This window comes from Prosthecobacter fluviatilis (genome assembly GCF_042655725.1).
GTDB lineage: Bacteria > Verrucomicrobiota > Verrucomicrobiia > Verrucomicrobiales > Verrucomicrobiaceae > Prosthecobacter > Prosthecobacter fluviatilis.
The window spans coordinates 174066-190698 of record NZ_JBHSMQ010000010.1; the positions used below are offsets into that span (position 1 = coordinate 174066).

The following is a 16633-nucleotide window of genomic DNA, read 5'->3' on the forward strand; positions in this document are numbered from 1 at the left end:
CAAACGGTGGGGGTAAGCTCATGCCGGCTTAAAAATAGTTGACTGACCGTCTAGTCTGTTGCAAAACTCCGCCACCTTAACGAAAGACACCCATGGGCCGCACCTCCACCGCCAAAGACCGCCTGATTGACGCCATGATCGAACTGATCTGGATAGGCAGCTACGGCAGCACTTCGGTGGACCAGATTTGCGAGAGGGCAGGGGTGAAGAAGGGCAGCTTCTACCACTTCTTTGAGTCCAAGACGGAACTGGCCCTGACAGCGATCGAGCATGGCTGGGTCGAGCACCGCAAGGAGCTGGACCAGCTTTTCTCCCCGGTGGTGCCGCCGGTGGAGCGCATCCTGAACTGCTTCCGCAATTTCCGCCAGGAGCAGGAGGAGCTCTTCCAGAAGCATGGCCGTGTGCTGGGCTGCCCCATCCACTCCCTGGGTGCGGAGGTCAGCACGGTGGACGAGCGCCTGCGGGACAAGCTGCAGGAGATTTTGAGCCAGTTCATCCGCTACTACGAGAGCGCCATCCGCGATGCGCAGGCGCAGGGCAGCATTGTCACGCATGATGCGGTGGCCCTGGCACGGATCGTGTTTGCCTACAGCGAAGGCCTGCTGCTGCACGCCCGCATGTGGAACGACCTGGGCCGCCTGGACGAGTTCGAGTCCGGAGCCAAGATCATCCTCGGCGTCAAAGACTGACGCGTGCTCATTTTTTGCTTTCAAATTAACCAACTGGTCAACTTTCCCCACCCCAAAACCTACGCGCCCCGTGAAACTCCCAAACCTCCTCCCCTTCGTCCTGCTTCTGGCTGCCTGTGGCAAACCGCCTGCCGGTGGCCATGGCGGCGGCATGCCTCCGGCTCCCGTGACCATCGCCCAGGTCGAGCAAAAAGAGCTGGTGGAATGGGAGGAGTTCACGGGGCGCGTTGAACCGGTGGAAACGGTGGAGCTGAAGCCGCGCGTGTCCGGCTACATCACGGAGGTGCATTTCCAGGCCGGAGCCTTGGTCAAGAAGGGGGATATTCTCTTCACCATCGACCAGCGGCCTTTCCAGACGCGGCTGCGCTCCACGGGGGCCGAGGTGGCGCGGGCAGAGGCCAATGCCATGGCCATGAAACGTGAGTTTGACCGTGTGCAGACCCTGCTGGCGGCCAAGGCCATCGCCCCGGAGCAGGCGGAGGCGCGCGAGTCCATGCACCTGCAGGCGGTGGCCAGCCTGGAGGCGGCCAAGGCGGCGCAGCACAGTGCGGAGATCGAGTTTGAGCACAGCACGGTCAAGGCACCCATCAGCGGCCGCATCAGCCGGGCCATCACCACCACGGGGAACTTTGTCACCGCTGGCACCACGCTGCTGACCACCATCGTGACCGTGGACCCGGTCTATGTGTATGCGGACATCGACGAAAACAGCCTGCTGAACCTGCAGGCCATGCAGCGGGACAAGAAGACCTTCACCAATGGCGACGGCCGCGTGCCGGTGGAGCTTCAGCTCTCCAATGAAAAAAGCTTCCCGCACAAAGGGCACATCGAATCCTTCGACAACCGCCTGGATGCCAGCACCGGCAGCATGGTGCTGCGCGCCGAGTTTCCCAATGGCGACAACATCCTCACTCCGGGGCTGTTTGCGCGCATCCGCATCCCCATGACGGGCAAATACAAGGCGCTGCTGGTGGACGAGAAGAGCATCCTCACGGATCAGGCGAACAAGTTTGTGCTGGGGGTGGATCTTTCCAAAACGCCAGCGCTGTCGGTTTACAAACCCATCGTGATCGGGCCGAGCATCGACGGCAAGCGCATCATCCGCAGCGGTCTGGCGGCCGGAGACAAAATCATCGTGAACGGGCAGGCGCGTCTGCCGCAGCCTGGCATGCCTGTGCAGCCGGTGGATGCACCGCCTGCCAAGGAGACGGCGGCCAAGTAAGCGCACAGCGAAACATCCCCCCAAGCTTGCATGAACATTTCCCGATTCTTCATCACCCGCCCCATCTTTGCGGGCGTGCTGTCACTGCTGATCTTCATCCTCGGCGCCATCTCCCTGTTTCAGCTGCCGATCTCCGAGTATCCGGAGGTCGTGCCGCCGACGGTCATTGTGACGGCGACCTATCCCGGTGCGAATCCGAAGACCATTGCCGAAACGGTGGCCTCGCCGCTGGAGCAGACGATCAACGGCATCGAAAACATGCTCTACATGTCGTCGATGAGCACGGCCAATGGCGTGATGACGCTCACCGTCACGTTCAAGATCGGCACGGAGCTCGACCTCGCGCAGATGCAGGTGCAGAACCGCGTGGCGCAGGTGCTGCCCAAGCTGCCGGAGGAGGTGCGCCGCTTCGGGGTCACCACGGTGAAGTCATCGCCCAACATGACGCTGGTGGTGCATCTGCTCTCCCCCAACGAGCGCTATGACGAGATCTACCTGCGCAACTACGCCACCCTCAATGTGAAGGACGAGCTGTCGCGACTCTCCGGTGTGGGGCAGGTGAACATCTTCGGCGGCGGCGACTACGCCATGCGCATCTGGATCGATCCCGACAAGGCCGCCGCGCGTGGCCTGACCTCCGGCGACATCGTGAACGCCATCCGCGAGCAGAACATCCAGGTGGCTGCGGGCACCATCGGCCAGCAGCCCACCAAGGACTCCGCCTTTGAGCTGACGGTGAATGCCAAGGGCCGCCTCATCAGCGAGGAGGAGTTTGAGCAGATCATCGTCAAGACCGGCCCGCATGGGGAAAAGCTCCGCCTGCGGGATGTCGCACGCGCCGAGATGGGCTCGGGCGACTACTCGCTGCGCGCGCTGCTCAACAACAAGCGTGCCGTGGGCATGGGCGTGTTCCAGCTTCCCGGCGCGAATGCGCTCGCCGTCTCCGAGGCGGTGCGTCATTGCATGGCTGAGCTGAAGAAGAAAATGCCCGAGGGCGTGGACTACGCCATCGCCTATGACCCCACGGTGTTCGTGGAGAAGTCCATCGATGCGGTCATCCACACGCTGCTGGAGGCTCTGGTGCTCGTGGTGCTGGTCGTCGTTATCTTCCTGCAGACCTGGCGGGCCTCCATCATCCCGCTGGCGGCGGTGCCGGTGTCTCTCGTCGGCACCTTTGCGGTGATGCATGCGCTCGGGTTCTCGATCAACAACCTCTCCCTCTTCGGCCTCGTGCTTGCCATCGGCATCGTGGTGGATGACGCCATCGTGGTCGTCGAAAACGTGGAGCGAAACATTCAGAACGGTCTCAAGCCGCTGGCGGCCACGCAGCAGGCCATGACGGAGGTGACAGGGCCCATCGTGGCCACGGCGCTGGTGCTGTGCGCGGTGTTCATTCCCACGGCATTCATCAGCGGGCTCAGCGGCCAGTTCTACAAGCAGTTTGCCGTCACCATCGCCATCTCCACGGTCATTTCGGCCATCAACTCGCTCACGCTTTCTCCGGCGCTCTCCGCGCTGCTGCTGAAGGGCCACGGTGACAAGCGTGACATCCTCACCAGGCTCATCGACGGTCTGTTTGGCTGGTTCTTCCGGCCGTTCAACCGCTTCTTTGAGTGGTCGTCCAACGTGTATGTGGGCCTGGTGAAGCGCATCATCCGTTTCAGCTTCATCGCCGTCATCATCTACGGCGGTCTCGTCTGGGCCACATGGAAAGGTTTTGAAACTGTGCCCGAGGGCTTTGTGCCCAGCCAGGACAAGCAGTACCTCGTCGGCTTTGCGCAGCTGCCAGATGGCGCTTCTCTTGACCGCACCGACGACGTCATGCGCCGGATGTCCCAGATCGCCATGGACGAGCCGGGCGTGAAGGACGCCATCGCTTTCCCGGGCCTGTCCATCCAGGGTTTCACCATCAGCCCCAATGCGGGCATCGTGTTCGTCGGCCTCGACAACTTCGAGGACCGCAAGTCGCCGGAGCTCAGCGGCGCGGCCATCGCCAATTCGCTCAACGGCAAGTTCATGGCCATCCAGGACGCCATGGTGATGATGTTCCCGCCACCGCCCGTCAACGGCATCGGCACCACGGGCGGGTTCAAGCTCATGGTGGAAGACCGTGGCAACCAGGGCTACGCGGCGCTTTATCAGGCCACGCAGAAGCTTGTCGGCGCAGCCTATGGCACCCAGAAGCTCACGCAGGTTTACTCCGGCTACACCGTCAATGTGCCGCAGCTTGAGGCGGACGTGGATCGTGAGAAAGCGAAGGTGCAGGGCGTGCCGCTGGCGAATCTCTTCGAGACATTGCAGGTCAACCTCGGCAGCCTTTACGTGAACGACTTCAACCGCTTTGGCCGCACCTACCAGGTCGTGGCGCAGGCGGAGCAGCAGTTCCGTGACGACGCCAGCGACATCACGCGGCTGAAAACGCGCAACGCTGCGGGTGAGATGGTGCCCGTCGGATCGCTGGTGAAGGTGAAGGAGGGCTTTGGCCCGGACCGTGTCACGCATTACAACGGCTACCTCGCCGCCGACCTGAACGGAGCCCCCATGCCGCCGCTGAGCTCCGGCCAGGCGGAGGAGCTCATCTCCAAGCTGGCCAAAGAAGGCCTGCCGGGCGGGTTTGAGTTTGAATGGACCGACCTCACCTACCAGAAGATCATCGCCGGAAACACCGCCATCTACATCTACCCGCTGTGCATCCTGCTGGTGTTCATGGTGCTGGCCGCCCAGTATGAGAGCCTGCGCCTGCCGCTGGCCATCATCCTCATCGTGCCGCTGTGCCTGCTGTTTGCGCTGGCGGGGGTGATGATCACGGGTGGTGACAACAACATCTTCACGCAGATCGGCTTCATCGTGCTGATCGGGCTGGCCTGCAAAAACGCCATTTTGATCGTGGAGTTTGCGAAGGAGAAGTTTGACCATGGACTGAGCCCGCTGGAGGCGGCCATCGAGTCCTGCCGCCTGCGCCTGCGCCCGATTTTGATGACGTCCATCGCCTTCATCGCCGGTGTGTATCCGCTGGTGGTCTCCACCGGTGCGGGTGCTGAAATGCGCCGCGCCATGGGCACCGCCGTGTTTGCCGGCATGATCGGCGTGACCTTCCTGGGCCTGTTCTTCACGCCGGTGTTTTATGTGCTGGTGATGCTGGGGCAGAAGAAAAAGAAAGCCGCCGCAGACACCACCGAGATTCCTTCCGCCGCTCTTCCTGTCCCTCACTGATTTCCGACATGCGCTATTTCATTCCACTTCTCTTGGCAACGAATGTCATCGCCCAGATCGGGCCGAACTACGAACGGCCGGAAACGGTGACGCCGCCGGGCTACAAAGGCGCGGTAAACTGGCGCGAGGCGCGCCCGCTGGACACGCTGCCCAAAGGCGCGTGGTGGCGTGTGTTTGGCGACGCCAGGCTGAACGAGCTCATGGAGCGCGCCACGGCGCACAACCAGACGCTCAAGGCGGCGATCGCACGCTTTGACCAGGCGCGTGCAGGCACGGGCATCGCCCGCGCGGCCTTCTTTCCCACGGCGGACATCAATTCGGCCTTCACCACGCAGCGCACCTCCCCCAACATGCCCAGCGCCTTTCCGCTGAACGGCCTGCACTACGTGGGGCCGAGCTACAATGTGCCTCTGGACTTCAGCTGGGAGCTGGATCTGTGGGGCAAGATCCGCCGTCAGAATGAAAGCGCGCGGGCAGATGCGGCGGCGGCTGCCAACCTGATGCAGAATGTGCTGCTGGGCATGCACGCAGATGTGGCCACCAACTACTTCCGCATCCGTGCGCTGGATGGCGAGCTGCAGACCGTGCGTGCGGCCGTGGGCTGGCGCAGGCAGGCGCTGGACATCGCCCGTGCACGTGTGAAAGCCGGCGCCGGCAGCGAGCTGGAGCAGGCCCAGGCGGAGACGGAAGTGGCCACCGCCGAGGCGGAGGTGAGCGCGCTGCAGAACCAGCGTGACCAGCTTGAAAATGCCATCGCCCTCCTCACAGGGACGAACCCCAGCGCCTTCAAGCTCGGCGGCAACGCGGGCCTGCTGCCCTCGCCTCCGGGAGTCCCTGCCGGTGTGCCCACGGACCTGCTGGAGCGCCGCCCGGACGTGGCTGCGGCCGAGCGCACGCTGGCCTCCACCACGGCGCAGATCGGCGTCACCAAGGCCAACTTCTTCCCCAGCATCCGGCTCATGGGGCATGGCGGGTATCTCAGCGGGGATGTGGCCAAGCTCTTTGAGGGCAACAGCCTCAACTGGAACATCGGCCCCAGCATCGCCGTGCCGATGTTTGCCGGTGGCAAAAACCGGGCCTACATGGAAAAGGCGCGCGCTGCGCATGACGAGGCGCTGGCAAACTACCGCCAGGCCATCCTGGTGTCCTTCAACGATGTGGAAAACGCGCTGGCGGCGCTGCGCAATCTCAGCACGCAGACCGAGGCGCAGCACCGTGCGCGTGCCAGTGCGCAGGAGGCCGCGAAGATCGCGCATGCACGCTATGAGGCGGGCACGAGCCCGTATCTGGACGTCATCGAGGCGAACCGTTCGCTGCTCATCACGGAGCGTGCCTGTGCCACCCTGGCGGGGCAGCGGCTGATCGCCAGCGTGAGCCTGATCAAGGCGCTGGGCGGCGGCTGGGACCAAAACCTGCCCGTGACCGTCCCCACCACGACGCCAGATCCTGCCGCCCGGGGCTCCACGGCGGAGAAGAAAGGCTTCCTCACCAAGGTGAAGGGCTGGTTCAAGCGGGACTAGGCGGCTGGGGTGGCGGAGGCCCTGCCAGCGCCCTTGCAGCGCTGGCGCACATGAAAGTCTTCCAAGCGGGAGAGGCGGAGATGCCTCTCCCGTTTTTTTTGCGTGCATGGAAGCCGGGGCAGGGGAGGAAACGGCCGGGTGCGCCAGAGGGTGCGGGGCCGCTGGAAACCCCCGGAGGCACCCTGCGTCAGCACCGGGGCACGACCAAAGCCGCCAGCGGCTGAAAAACCGGGCGGTGAGCAGAAATGAAGCAGTTTTCGTGCCTATTTTGCAAAAAAGGTTGTCACCTCCGGCGCGGTGACTAGCATCCGCGCAGCTCCAACCAAGCTGCGGTCCCAACCAGGCCGCCAACTCAACCAGCCGCCCAACCAACCATGACCCATCCCCTGCTGAAAAGCACCGGGAGCGGGACCGCACGGAATGCATCCGCGCCGGTCGCGCTCGTTCTCGCCCTCCTCGCAGTCGCCACTCCCGCCCATGCCGCCGATGGCGCGGCCACGATCAGCAGCGGGGACACCGCCTGGCTGCTCGTTTCGACGGCGCTGGTGCTCTTCATGATGATCCCGGGCCTGGCGCTGTTTTACGCCGGGCTGGTGCGCTCCAAGAACGTGCTCTCCATCCTGATGCAGTGCTTTGCGCTGACCGCTGTCATGAGCCTCGTCTGGCTGGCCTGCGGCTACTCGCTGTGCTTTGCCGACGGCGGCGCGCTCATCGGCGGCTTTGGCAAGGCCTTCCTCAGCGGGGTCACGCCCGGCACGGTGCGCAGCGACTGCCCGACGATCCCCGAGCTGCTGCACTTCGCCTACCAGATGATGTTTTTCCTCATCACCCCGGGGCTGTTCATCGGCGCGTTTGCAGAGCGCATGAAGTTCAAGGCCATCCTCGTTTTCAGCGTCATCTGGAGCCTCGTGGTCTATGCCCCCTGCTGCTACGGTGTGTGGCACAAGGCGGGCGCTTTCTTTGGTCTTACGGGAGTGATCGATCTCGCGGGCGGCATCGTGGTGCACATCACCGCCGGAGTGGCCGCGCTGGTGGCCTGCGTGATGGTGGGGCCGCGCAAGGAGTTTCCCAGCGCGCAGTTCATGCCGCACAACCTGCCGCTGACCATCGTGGGGGCGGGCATGCTGTGGGTGGGGTGGTTTGGCTTCAATGCGGGCAGCCACCTCGCAGCCAACGGCGCTGCGGCGATGACCCTCGTCGTCACCCACCTCTCCGCCTGCGCCGCCTCGGTGGTGTGGATGCTCATTGAGTGGATCCGCAACGGCAAGCCGAGCGCTCTGGGCATCGCCACGGGCTCCATCGCCGGGCTGGCGGCCATCACCCCTGCGGCAGGCAAGGTGGGGCCGGTGGGGGCGCTCTGCATTGGCAGCATCTCGGCGCTGCTGTGCTGGCTGGCCTGCTCCAAGCTGAAGCACAAGTTCCGCTACGATGACTCGCTGGACGTCTTTGGCGTCCACGGCATGGGCGGCTTCGTCGGCACCATCCTCGTCGCAGTCTTTGGTTCCACCAGCTTTGCAGGCGGCCTTGGGGAGTTCAGCATCGGCAGCCAGCTCCTGACGCAAAGCCTGGCCTCTCTGTGGACGATCCTCCTCTCCGGCGTGGGCAGCTTTGTGATCCTCAAGGGCATCGACCTCACGATCGGCCTGCGCGTCACCCACGAGGATGAGTACCAAGGGCTGGACCTCGCCGAGCATGGCGAGACTGCCTACAACGACTAGGCGGGCTGGCGGAAAGAGGACCTTTGTGATCCGGCGTGCGCAGCTCCCCATGGCGGGAGGTCTGCGCCGTCGGCTCTTGGGAGGCTGCGGGCAGGTGCGTGGCGCAGCCGCCGGGTTGAGGAGCATCATTTTTGCGAATGCCTGATTGCGAATTGTCTTTCAGGGGCGCATAAGCTTAAATTTAACTTTTCCCCCCGACACTTCCTCCCCCCCATTCCCTCCCAGTCATGATCGATGTTCAGGAACTCACCAAGCAGTATGCCGGACGCACTGCGGTGAACAGCATCTCCTTCCAGGTGGAGCCGGGGGAGATCGTGGGTTTTCTCGGCCCAAACGGAGCCGGAAAGTCCACGACCATGCGCATTCTCAGCGGGTACATGCCCGCCACTTCAGGACGCGCGCTGGTGGCGGGTTTTGACGTCTTCCACCAGTCCATCCAGGTGCGCCAGTCGGTGGGCTACATGCCGGAAAACGCCCCGCTGTACACCGACATGCGGGTGAAGGAGTACCTGTACTTCCGCGCCGAGCTCAAGGGGCTCTCCGGCACGGCCATGCGCCGCCGCATCGGCGAGGTGATGGAGCTCACCGGCGTCACGGACATGCGCAAGCGCCTCATCGGCAACCTCTCCAAAGGCTACCGCCAGCGCGTGGCCCTGGCGGATGCCCTGGTGCACAAGCCCAAGCTCCTCATTCTCGACGAGCCGACGAACGGGCTCGACCCCGTGCAGATCCGGCATGTGCGCGATCTCCTGCGCAGCCTCAAGTCCAAGCACACCGTGCTGCTCTCCACCCATATCCTGCATGAGGTGGAGCAGACCTGCGACCGGGTGGTGATGATCCACCAGGGGCGCATCCGCGCCAACGACACCCCGGCCAATCTCACGCGCCAGCTGCGCTCCACCACGCTGCTGCACCTGGAGATCGACGGCACCGGCAATCTCGCGGAAAAGCTCTCCGCCATCCCCGCCGTGCGCAAGGCCACGGAGGAGGAGCTGCAAATCCACCCCTGGCGGCGCTTCACCCTCCGGGTCGAGCCAGATCACGATGTGCGGGATGAAGTGCTGGACCTCGCGCTGAAGCAAAAGTGGCGCATCCGCGAGATGCACCTGCAGCTGCCAACTCTGGAGGATGTCTTTGTGGAGCTTTCCATGAACGCAGGCACCCCCACCGACATCCCCACCCACGTCCTATGAGGATATTCTGGATTCTGCTCAAAAAAGAACTGCACGCCTTCTTTGTCTCCCCCGTGGCCTACGTGGTGCTGGCGCTGGTCATGGTGCTCAACGGCTTCGCTTTCCGCGCTGCGCTCTCCGTGCTGGAAAACGCCCCCAGCGAAGGCTCCATCGTGAGCTGGACCTTCCATGCCATGTGGTTCTGGCTCTCCTACTTCTTCATCTTCCCGCTGCTGACCATGCGCCTCTTTGCCGAGGAGAAAAAGATGGGCACGCTGGAGACCCTCTTCACCGCGCCGGTGCGCGCCTGGCAGGTGGTGGGCTCCAAGTACCTCGCCTCCGTCATCGTGTACTGCGTGCTCTGGCTGCCCAGCCTGTTCAATTTCAAGTTTGCCCACTGGATCTCCGCCGGGCAGGTGGAGATACCCTCCGGGGCCATGCGCGGCGCCTACCTCATCCTCGTCGTCATGGGCATGTTCAATCTGGCCGTCGGCTGCTTTGCCTCCTCCCTCACGTCCAACCAGATCGTCGCCGCCATCATCTCCTTCACGGTGAGCCTCATGCACTTCCTGATGGGCATCTTCATCATGGTCGTGGGCCGCAAGATCTCCGACACCATCGTGGACATCGTCAACTACTTCGCCGCCACCGAGCACATCCGCATCTTCACCGCGGGCCTCATCGACAGCAGGCCGATCATTTACTACCTCAGCATGTCGCTGCTCTTCCTCTCCTTCACACACCACGTCGTCGAGTTCCGCCGCTGGCGCCCGTGAGCCGACTGATCCACCACCATGACGGATTCTGAACAGAACAACCCGCCGGCAGGTGCCGAAGTCAGACCGATGCCGAAGCGCTATGGCATCGGCCTGAACGTCACCGTGCAGATCATCCTGGCGCTGGCGCTCTTTGCCGGCGTCAACCGCCTCAACTACTACCACTTCTGGCGCTGGGATCTCAGCCCCAGCCAGGACTACACCCTCAGCCCGGCCACGCTCAAGTACCTCGACAGCCTTTCCCGCGATGTGCAGATCAACATCGTCTTCAGCCGGGATTCCAAGGTGTATGGCGAAGTCCAGTCCCTGCTGGAGGAGTACCACCTGCACGGCAGGCAGCGCATCAAGGTGCGCTCCATCGACCCCGTGCGCGACATCGAGCGCGCCGAGCAGCTCAAGGCGGACACCGGCCTCTCCCTTTCCCAAAACGGCGTGCTCATCCGCTGCGGGGTGAACAAGCGCTTCATCACCGAGGAGGAGCTCGTCGTCCGTGAAAAGGGCACCAGCACGAACAAGCAGATCGTTGAATTCCGTGGCGAGGACGCCATCTCCTCCGCCCTCATCTCCGTCGTGGAAGGCCGTGTGCGCCGCTTCTTCTACGTCGTGGGAAAGGGCAGCCGCTCCGCCCTGGGACTCAGCGAGGCCTACAATGCCGCGATCGACCTCGGCAAGCAGCAGAACTTCGAGGTCGTCCAGGTCAACCTCTCCGACATCAACCAGATCCCCCCGGACACCGACGGCCTGCTCATCATGGGCGCGCGTTATGACTTCTCCGAGCGCGAGATCGTCATGCTCAACAACTACTGGCAGTCCAAGCGTGCCGGCATGTTCATCATGCTCGACCCCGGTGGCGAAACCGCCCGGCTCAACGCCTTTCTCACCGCCAACGGCGTGCATCCGCGTGGCGACCGCGTGCTCATGGCGGAGAGCACCAGCACCGGCCCCCGCAAGGAATTCTCCGTGATGGGTGAGTTCAACAAGGAGGTGCCCTTCATCCACCACCTGAGCTCCTCCGCCATCACCTTTGCCGGGCAGACGGAATCTCTGGAGCTGGTCAAGGAGAACTCCAGCCTCAAGGAGCAGTCCATCAGCATCAGGCCGCTCATCCAGGCCGCCCCGCGCTACTGGGGTGAGCGCCAGTTTCTGGAGGAGCTGCCCATCGTCGATGAGGAGGACACGCTGCCGCCGATCTACGTGGCCGCCAGCATCGAGCGCGGCGCCCTGGGAGACGAAACCAAGCGCGCAGACAGCTCCCGCATGGTCGTGGTCTCCAACCCCACGCTGCTCGACAAGCAGACCATGCTCGCCGTCAGCCGCGACTTTGCCGCCGCCAGCCTGAACTGGCTCATGAACCGCGAAAACTTCATCGGCATTCCCGCCAAGTCCAAGCACTCCTACCGCATCCAGCTCACCAGCAAGCAGCATGAGCTGATCTTCTGGATCACCTCCATCACCCTGCCGGGCATCGTTCTGGCCTTTGGCATCATGGTCTGGGCCAGCCGCCGGGCCGCATGAGCACCGACTTAGACGCATGAGCGCACGCACCACCCTCCTTCTGTTCCTGCTCGTCGCCGCCATGGGCGCGATCATCCTCGGCATTGAGCGTTACTTCCCCTCTGCCATCGACACGCGTGAAGTCAGGCGCGGCCCCAGCCGTTTCGAGAATGACAAGGTCACCCGCATCGAAATCCTCACCGCTGAAAACGTGCCGCTCACCCTGGTGCGCGACGGCGGCGCCTGGAGGATCGAGGCCCCCTATGAGGACCTGGCAGACCCCCAGAAAGTCGCCGCGCTCATCCTCACCCTCAACGGGGTCGAGTGGATTCAGCGCGTCCACCGGCAGGAATACGATGAGGCCGAGTGGCAGAAAACCGGCCTGGACAAACCCCGCTTCAAAGTGCGCCTGCTCGCCGGAGACGCCCCGGTCTATGAGTGCTGGTTCGGCTCTCCTGCTCCTGTCGAAAACAGCCTCTTCATCGGCATTCCTGACCCCGGCAGCGGCGAGCCCGCGTGGTACGTCGCCAAAAGCGAAGCGCCGATGGTCCTGCAGATTCCCGCCGCCGCCTGGCGCGACCCCAAGCTTCTGCGCCTGCCTGCGGAAGTCATCACCAGCATCACCCTGAGCCAGCCCTCCGGCCAGATCGTCCTCACCCGCGAAAACGAGCATGCGCCCTGGCTGGTCGAAAAACCGCTCAAGACACGCGGTGGCAAGGAGCGCATCACCGAGCTGCTTTCCGCCATCCTCAACATTGAAATCACCGAGGCCAAGGACGTGACCACCGCCGCCAAGGAGGAGGCGCAGGCCACCCGGGCGGATGAGATCAAGGTCACCATCGAGTCCAAGGCACGCGGCAAGTCCTACGAGTTCACCCTCAAGAAACCGGCGGACGAAAAGCAGGCCGTCACCACCGCCACCACCGCCTACCGCAAACCCGCCTTCACCGTCGTCGCCAAAAATCTGCTCAGCCTCTGGGTCAGCCCCAATGCGCTGCGCGACCACCTGCTGGCGCAGATCGACGGCGAGCGCCTCGACTTCCTCACCATCACCAGCAAGACCCACCCGGAGATCCATCTGCGCAACGAAGGCGGCTCCTGGTACCTGCAGCGTCATGGCAACTGGGAGCCTGCGAACGGCGAGCGCGTCGCCCGCTGCCTCGGCGCCCTCAACACCTACGAAATCCTGCAGTTTGCCGCAGACTCCGCCGCCGACCTCAAGCCCTTTGGCCTGGATGATCCCTTCCAGACCGTCACCTGGACCCCGCAGCGGGAGAAGCCGGTGAAGCTCATGTTTGGCCACAATGCGGAAAGCACCCAGTTCTTTGCCAAATACGAAAGCGAGCCCTTCGTTTACCGCATCGACGCCTCTCTGCTGCCCTCTCTGCCGACTGACGGCATCAAGTGGAAGGGGCTCGGCGCGCTGCGTTTCACCACCTTTGCGCTGCGCCGCATCACCATGTCCCAGGGGGCGTACTCGCCCATCATCCTCGACTACAACCCCGTCACCGCCGAATGGAAGGCCACGCGTGGCGGGCGGGATGCCACGGCAGAGCTCGACCGCGTGAAGGCGGACCAGCTTGCCGCGAACCTCGCGCGCTTCACCGTGCAGGACTGGGCCGCAGACCGCACGGATGCGCTGCAGGCCCTCAAAACGCCCTTCCTGACCATCCAGATCGTCCTCGGCGAGCCCGGCCGCACCGACGGCCCCGTGCGCGAGATCGAGATCCTCTTTTCCCCCACCCAGCCCAACGCCAGCACCGCGTTCTACTTTGGGCAGATCAAGAACGACCCCGACATCTTTTACATCACCAACAGCGCCCTGCTGCAGATTGCAGGGATCAACGTCTTCAAGCCCAAGCAGGCGAAGTAATACCACGCACAGCTGAAAGCGGGTCTCAGGGGTGAAAGCCAGCATTCCATGCGGCCAGCCAGTGCTCCGGCGGAGTGGGATCGTCCCGATCCCTCACGTTCCCGCAGCGCACAGCGTCTTCGCAGATCCACGAACACGCTGCAGGTGGGGGGATCAAGATGATCCCCCTCCGTCGGCTCGTGCCTCCACCTTCAGACCCGTTTTCATCGCATCGTGGTATAAGGGCGCCCTCGCAGTCGGGCGGTTTGGCGGAGAGCGCGGTGGAGCATCGGAAAGCATTGCGCGCCAAACACACCCAACCTACGGCCGGAGCGCCGCGCAGCGCTCGTAGGATGGGTGTGGCGCAAGCCCGCCCGTCCATCAGCGTGTGGCAAACGCAAAGGTTTGCGAACGTCCGCACAGCGCATGGTCAAGACGCCAGGACGCCAGGGCGTACCGCAGCCAGTGGAGCGTAATACCACGCACAGCTGAAAGCGGGCCTCAGGGGTGAAAGCCAGCATTCCATGCGGCCAGCCAGTGCTCCGGCGGAGTGGGATCGTCCCGATCCCACACGCTCCCGCATCGCCCTGCGCCCTCGCAGATCCACGAACACGCCGCTGGTGCGGGGATCAAGATGATCCCCCTCCGTCGCTGCGGCGAAGCCTCCGGCGGAGTGGGATCGTCCCGATCCCACACGCTCCCGCATCGCCCAGTGCCCTCGCAGATCCACGAACACGCTGCAGGTGGGGGGATCAAGATGATCCCCCTCCGTCGCTGCGGCGAAGCCTCCGGCGGAGTGGGATCGTCCCGATCCCACACGTTCCCTCATCGCCCAGCGCCCTCGCAGATCCACGAACACGCTGCAGGTGCGGGGATCAAGATGATCCCCCTCCGTCGCTGCGGCGAAGCCTCCGGCGGAGTGGGATCGTCCCGATCCCACACGCTCCCGCAGCGCCCTGTGCCCTCGCAGATCCACGAACACGCTGCAGGTGGGGGGGATCAAGATGATCCCCCTCCGTCGCTGCGGCGAAGCCTCAGGCGGAGTGGGATCGTCCCGATCCCACACGTTCCCACATCGCACAGCGTCTTCGCAGATCCACGAACACGCTGCAGGTGGGGGGATCAAGATAATCCCCCTCCGTCGCTGCGGCGAAGCCTCCGGCGGAGTGGGATCGTCCCGATCCCACACGTTCCCGCATCGCCCTGCGCCCTCGCAGATCCACGAACACGCTGCAGGTGGGGGGATCAAGATGATCCCCCTCCGTCGGCTCGTGCCTCCACCTTCAGACCCGTTTTCATCGCATCGTGGTATGAGCGGGGCGGGGGAGGCCCCCCATGCGCTGCAGCGCGGAGTCCGCACGCGCCGCCCGCCGCCCGCAGGCCGGTTCTGGCTGTGTCGTGGTAGGATGGGGTATGAAATAATCCAAGGCGGCCTACTGCCCGGCCTCCCGTGTGCCTGAGCCTTTGGGCTGCTTCATGAGGCTGTCTCCCAGCTCGGCGCGGATGGCTTCGGCATGCTTTTGCAGGCGTGCGACTTCCCCGGGGTTTTGGGCGGCGAGGTTTTTGGACTCGCTGATGTCCGTGTAGAGGTCGTAGAGCTCGGGCTCGGTGATCTTGACCTGCTTGTAATTCACGGGCTTGCCGCCGGTGGCCTTGGGCTGGTCGGCGGGCAGGCTGCGGTAGGTGTGGGGGAGCTGGAGCTTCCAGCGGCCGTCTCCGCTGCTGATGGCCTGGAGCTGGTTCTGCTCGTAGTAGAAGGCGTAGAAGTCGTGCGGGTTTTGGGCGTCCGGCACGCCGGAGACGATGGGCCAGCAGTTCAGGCCGTCGATCTTGTGCTCCGGCAGTTTGGCATCAATCACATGCGCCACGGTGGGCAGGAGGTCGATGGTCATCATCATGGTGTCCGTGGTGGTGCCGGCGGGGATTTTCCCGGGCCATTTCATGATGCCGGTGACGCGGGTGCCGCCCTCCCAGCAGGTGCCTTTGCCCTCCCGCAGCGGGCCTGCGCTGCCGGCGTGGTCGCCGTAGCTGAGCCAGGGGCCGTTGTCGGAGGTGAAGATGACCCAGGTGTTGTCCTCCAGGCCGTTCTTTTTGAGGGTGTCCAGGATCTGGCCCACGGACCAGTCCACCTCCAGCATGACGTCGGCAAAGAGGCCCTTGCCGGACTTGCCCTGGTATTTCTCACTCACAAACAGGGGCACGTGGACCATGCTGTGGGCCAGGTAGAGGAGGAAGGGCTTGTCCTTGTTTTTCTCAATGAACTGCACGCCGCGGGCGGTGTAGTCGGTGGTGAGGCGGGTCTGCTCCTCGGGGGTGACCTCGGGGTCCACCACGTGGTCGTCCTCGTACATGGGGAGGCTGGGGAAGGCTCCCTTTTTGGCCTGCGGGTGATAGGGCCACATGTCGTTGGAGTAGGGGAGGCCGTAGTACTGGTCAAAGCCGTGCCGGGTGGGCAGGAACTGGGGCTGGGAGCCGAGGTGCCACTTGCCCACGGCGGCGGTGGCGTAGCCTTTTTGCTTCACCAGTTCTGCGAGGGTCGTTTCACCGGCGCTGATGCCGTGCTTCGCATTGGGCCCGAGCGCGCCGTGGATGCCCACGCGGTTCGGGTAGCAGCCGGTGAGCAGGGCGGTGCGGGAGGCACTGCACACGGGCTGGGCCACGTGGAAGTTGGTGAATTTGCGGCCCTCGGCGGCGAGTTTGTCGATGTTTGGGGTCTGGTACCCCTGGGCTCCGAAGCAGCTCACATCGGCATATCCCATGTCGTCCATAAAAATGATGACGATGTTGGGTGGGGAGGAGGCTGAGGTGGCCGCCGGGGGGAGGAGAAGCAGGGCTAGGATGGCTGACAATAGGGGGCGCATGGCGGGGCAGGAGGGCGGAAGTGAATGAGGTGGAAGGGCTTAGCCCTCATGAAAACGCCTGAGAAAACCCCGGAATTTCCAGGCAATTTTTCTGCTTGCTGATTCCTAGCCCTCCT

Annotated in this window: 11 protein-coding genes; 10 read left to right on the plus strand and 1 reads right to left on the minus strand. The window is 63.8% G+C overall.

Annotated elements, in window-relative coordinates; genetic code table 11:
* The first annotated feature begins 92 nt into the window (after nucleotides 1-92).
* The 10 genes from ACFQDI_RS21610 to ACFQDI_RS21655 all read left to right on the plus strand — a co-directional run bounded on the left by ACFQDI_RS21610 (nucleotide 93) and on the right by ACFQDI_RS21655 (nucleotide 13677).
* Complete coding sequence (locus tag ACFQDI_RS21610) at nucleotides 93-689, plus strand: TetR/AcrR family transcriptional regulator (RefSeq protein ID WP_377170829.1); 597 nt, start codon at nucleotides 93-95, stop codon at nucleotides 687-689.
* 70 nt (nucleotides 690-759) lie between these two features.
* Complete coding sequence (locus ACFQDI_RS21615; protein ID WP_377170831.1) at nucleotides 760-1911, plus strand: efflux RND transporter periplasmic adaptor subunit; 1152 nt, start codon at nucleotides 760-762, stop codon at nucleotides 1909-1911.
* 30 nt (nucleotides 1912-1941) lie between these two features.
* Complete coding sequence (locus ACFQDI_RS21620; protein ID WP_377170833.1) at nucleotides 1942-5124, plus strand: efflux RND transporter permease subunit; 3183 nt, start codon at nucleotides 1942-1944, stop codon at nucleotides 5122-5124.
* Nucleotides 5125-5132: 8 nt separating this feature from the next.
* Nucleotides 5133-6644 (plus strand): efflux transporter outer membrane subunit, encoded by a 1512-nt coding sequence (locus tag ACFQDI_RS21625; protein WP_377170835.1) that lies wholly within the window; start codon nucleotides 5133-5135, stop codon nucleotides 6642-6644.
* Nucleotides 6645-6694: 50 nt separating this feature from the next.
* Entirely contained in the window at nucleotides 6695-6868 is a 174-nt protein-coding gene (locus ACFQDI_RS21630) for a hypothetical protein (protein WP_377170837.1), read from the plus strand.
* A gap of 150 nt (nucleotides 6869-7018) precedes the next feature.
* Nucleotides 7019-8362, plus strand: coding sequence for an ammonium transporter (locus ACFQDI_RS21635; protein WP_377170839.1), 1344 nt, complete (start codon nucleotides 7019-7021; stop codon nucleotides 8360-8362).
* A 227-nt stretch (nucleotides 8363-8589) separates the two neighbouring features.
* Nucleotides 8590-9555 carry an ABC transporter ATP-binding protein gene (locus tag ACFQDI_RS21640; protein ID WP_377170841.1) on the plus strand — a complete coding sequence of 322 codons (966 nt, stop codon included), beginning with the start codon at nucleotides 8590-8592 and terminating at the stop codon, nucleotides 9553-9555.
* Nucleotides 9552-10310, plus strand: coding sequence for an ABC transporter permease (locus tag ACFQDI_RS21645; protein WP_377170843.1), 759 nt, complete (start codon nucleotides 9552-9554; stop codon nucleotides 10308-10310). Before ACFQDI_RS21640 ends, ACFQDI_RS21645 begins: the two co-directional genes overlap by 4 nt.
* Before the next feature lie 18 nt (nucleotides 10311-10328).
* A complete protein-coding gene (locus tag ACFQDI_RS21650; protein ID WP_377170845.1) occupies nucleotides 10329-11825 on the plus strand; it encodes a DUF7088 domain-containing protein in 1497 nt (498 codons plus the stop codon).
* 16 nt (nucleotides 11826-11841) lie between these two features.
* The gene (locus tag ACFQDI_RS21655; RefSeq protein ID WP_377170847.1) at nucleotides 11842-13677 is read left to right on the plus strand and encodes a DUF4340 domain-containing protein; all 1836 of its coding nucleotides are present in this window, start codon (nucleotides 11842-11844) and stop codon (nucleotides 13675-13677) included.
* A gap of 1412 nt (nucleotides 13678-15089) precedes the next feature.
* On the opposite strand, the gene ACFQDI_RS21660 is transcribed toward ACFQDI_RS21655, so the two are convergent.
* Nucleotides 15090-16517: a sulfatase family protein gene (locus ACFQDI_RS21660; RefSeq protein ID WP_377170849.1), complete on the minus strand. Its 1428-nt coding sequence runs from the start codon at nucleotides 16515-16517 to the stop codon at nucleotides 15090-15092.
* Between the last annotated feature and the right edge of the window lie 116 nt (nucleotides 16518-16633).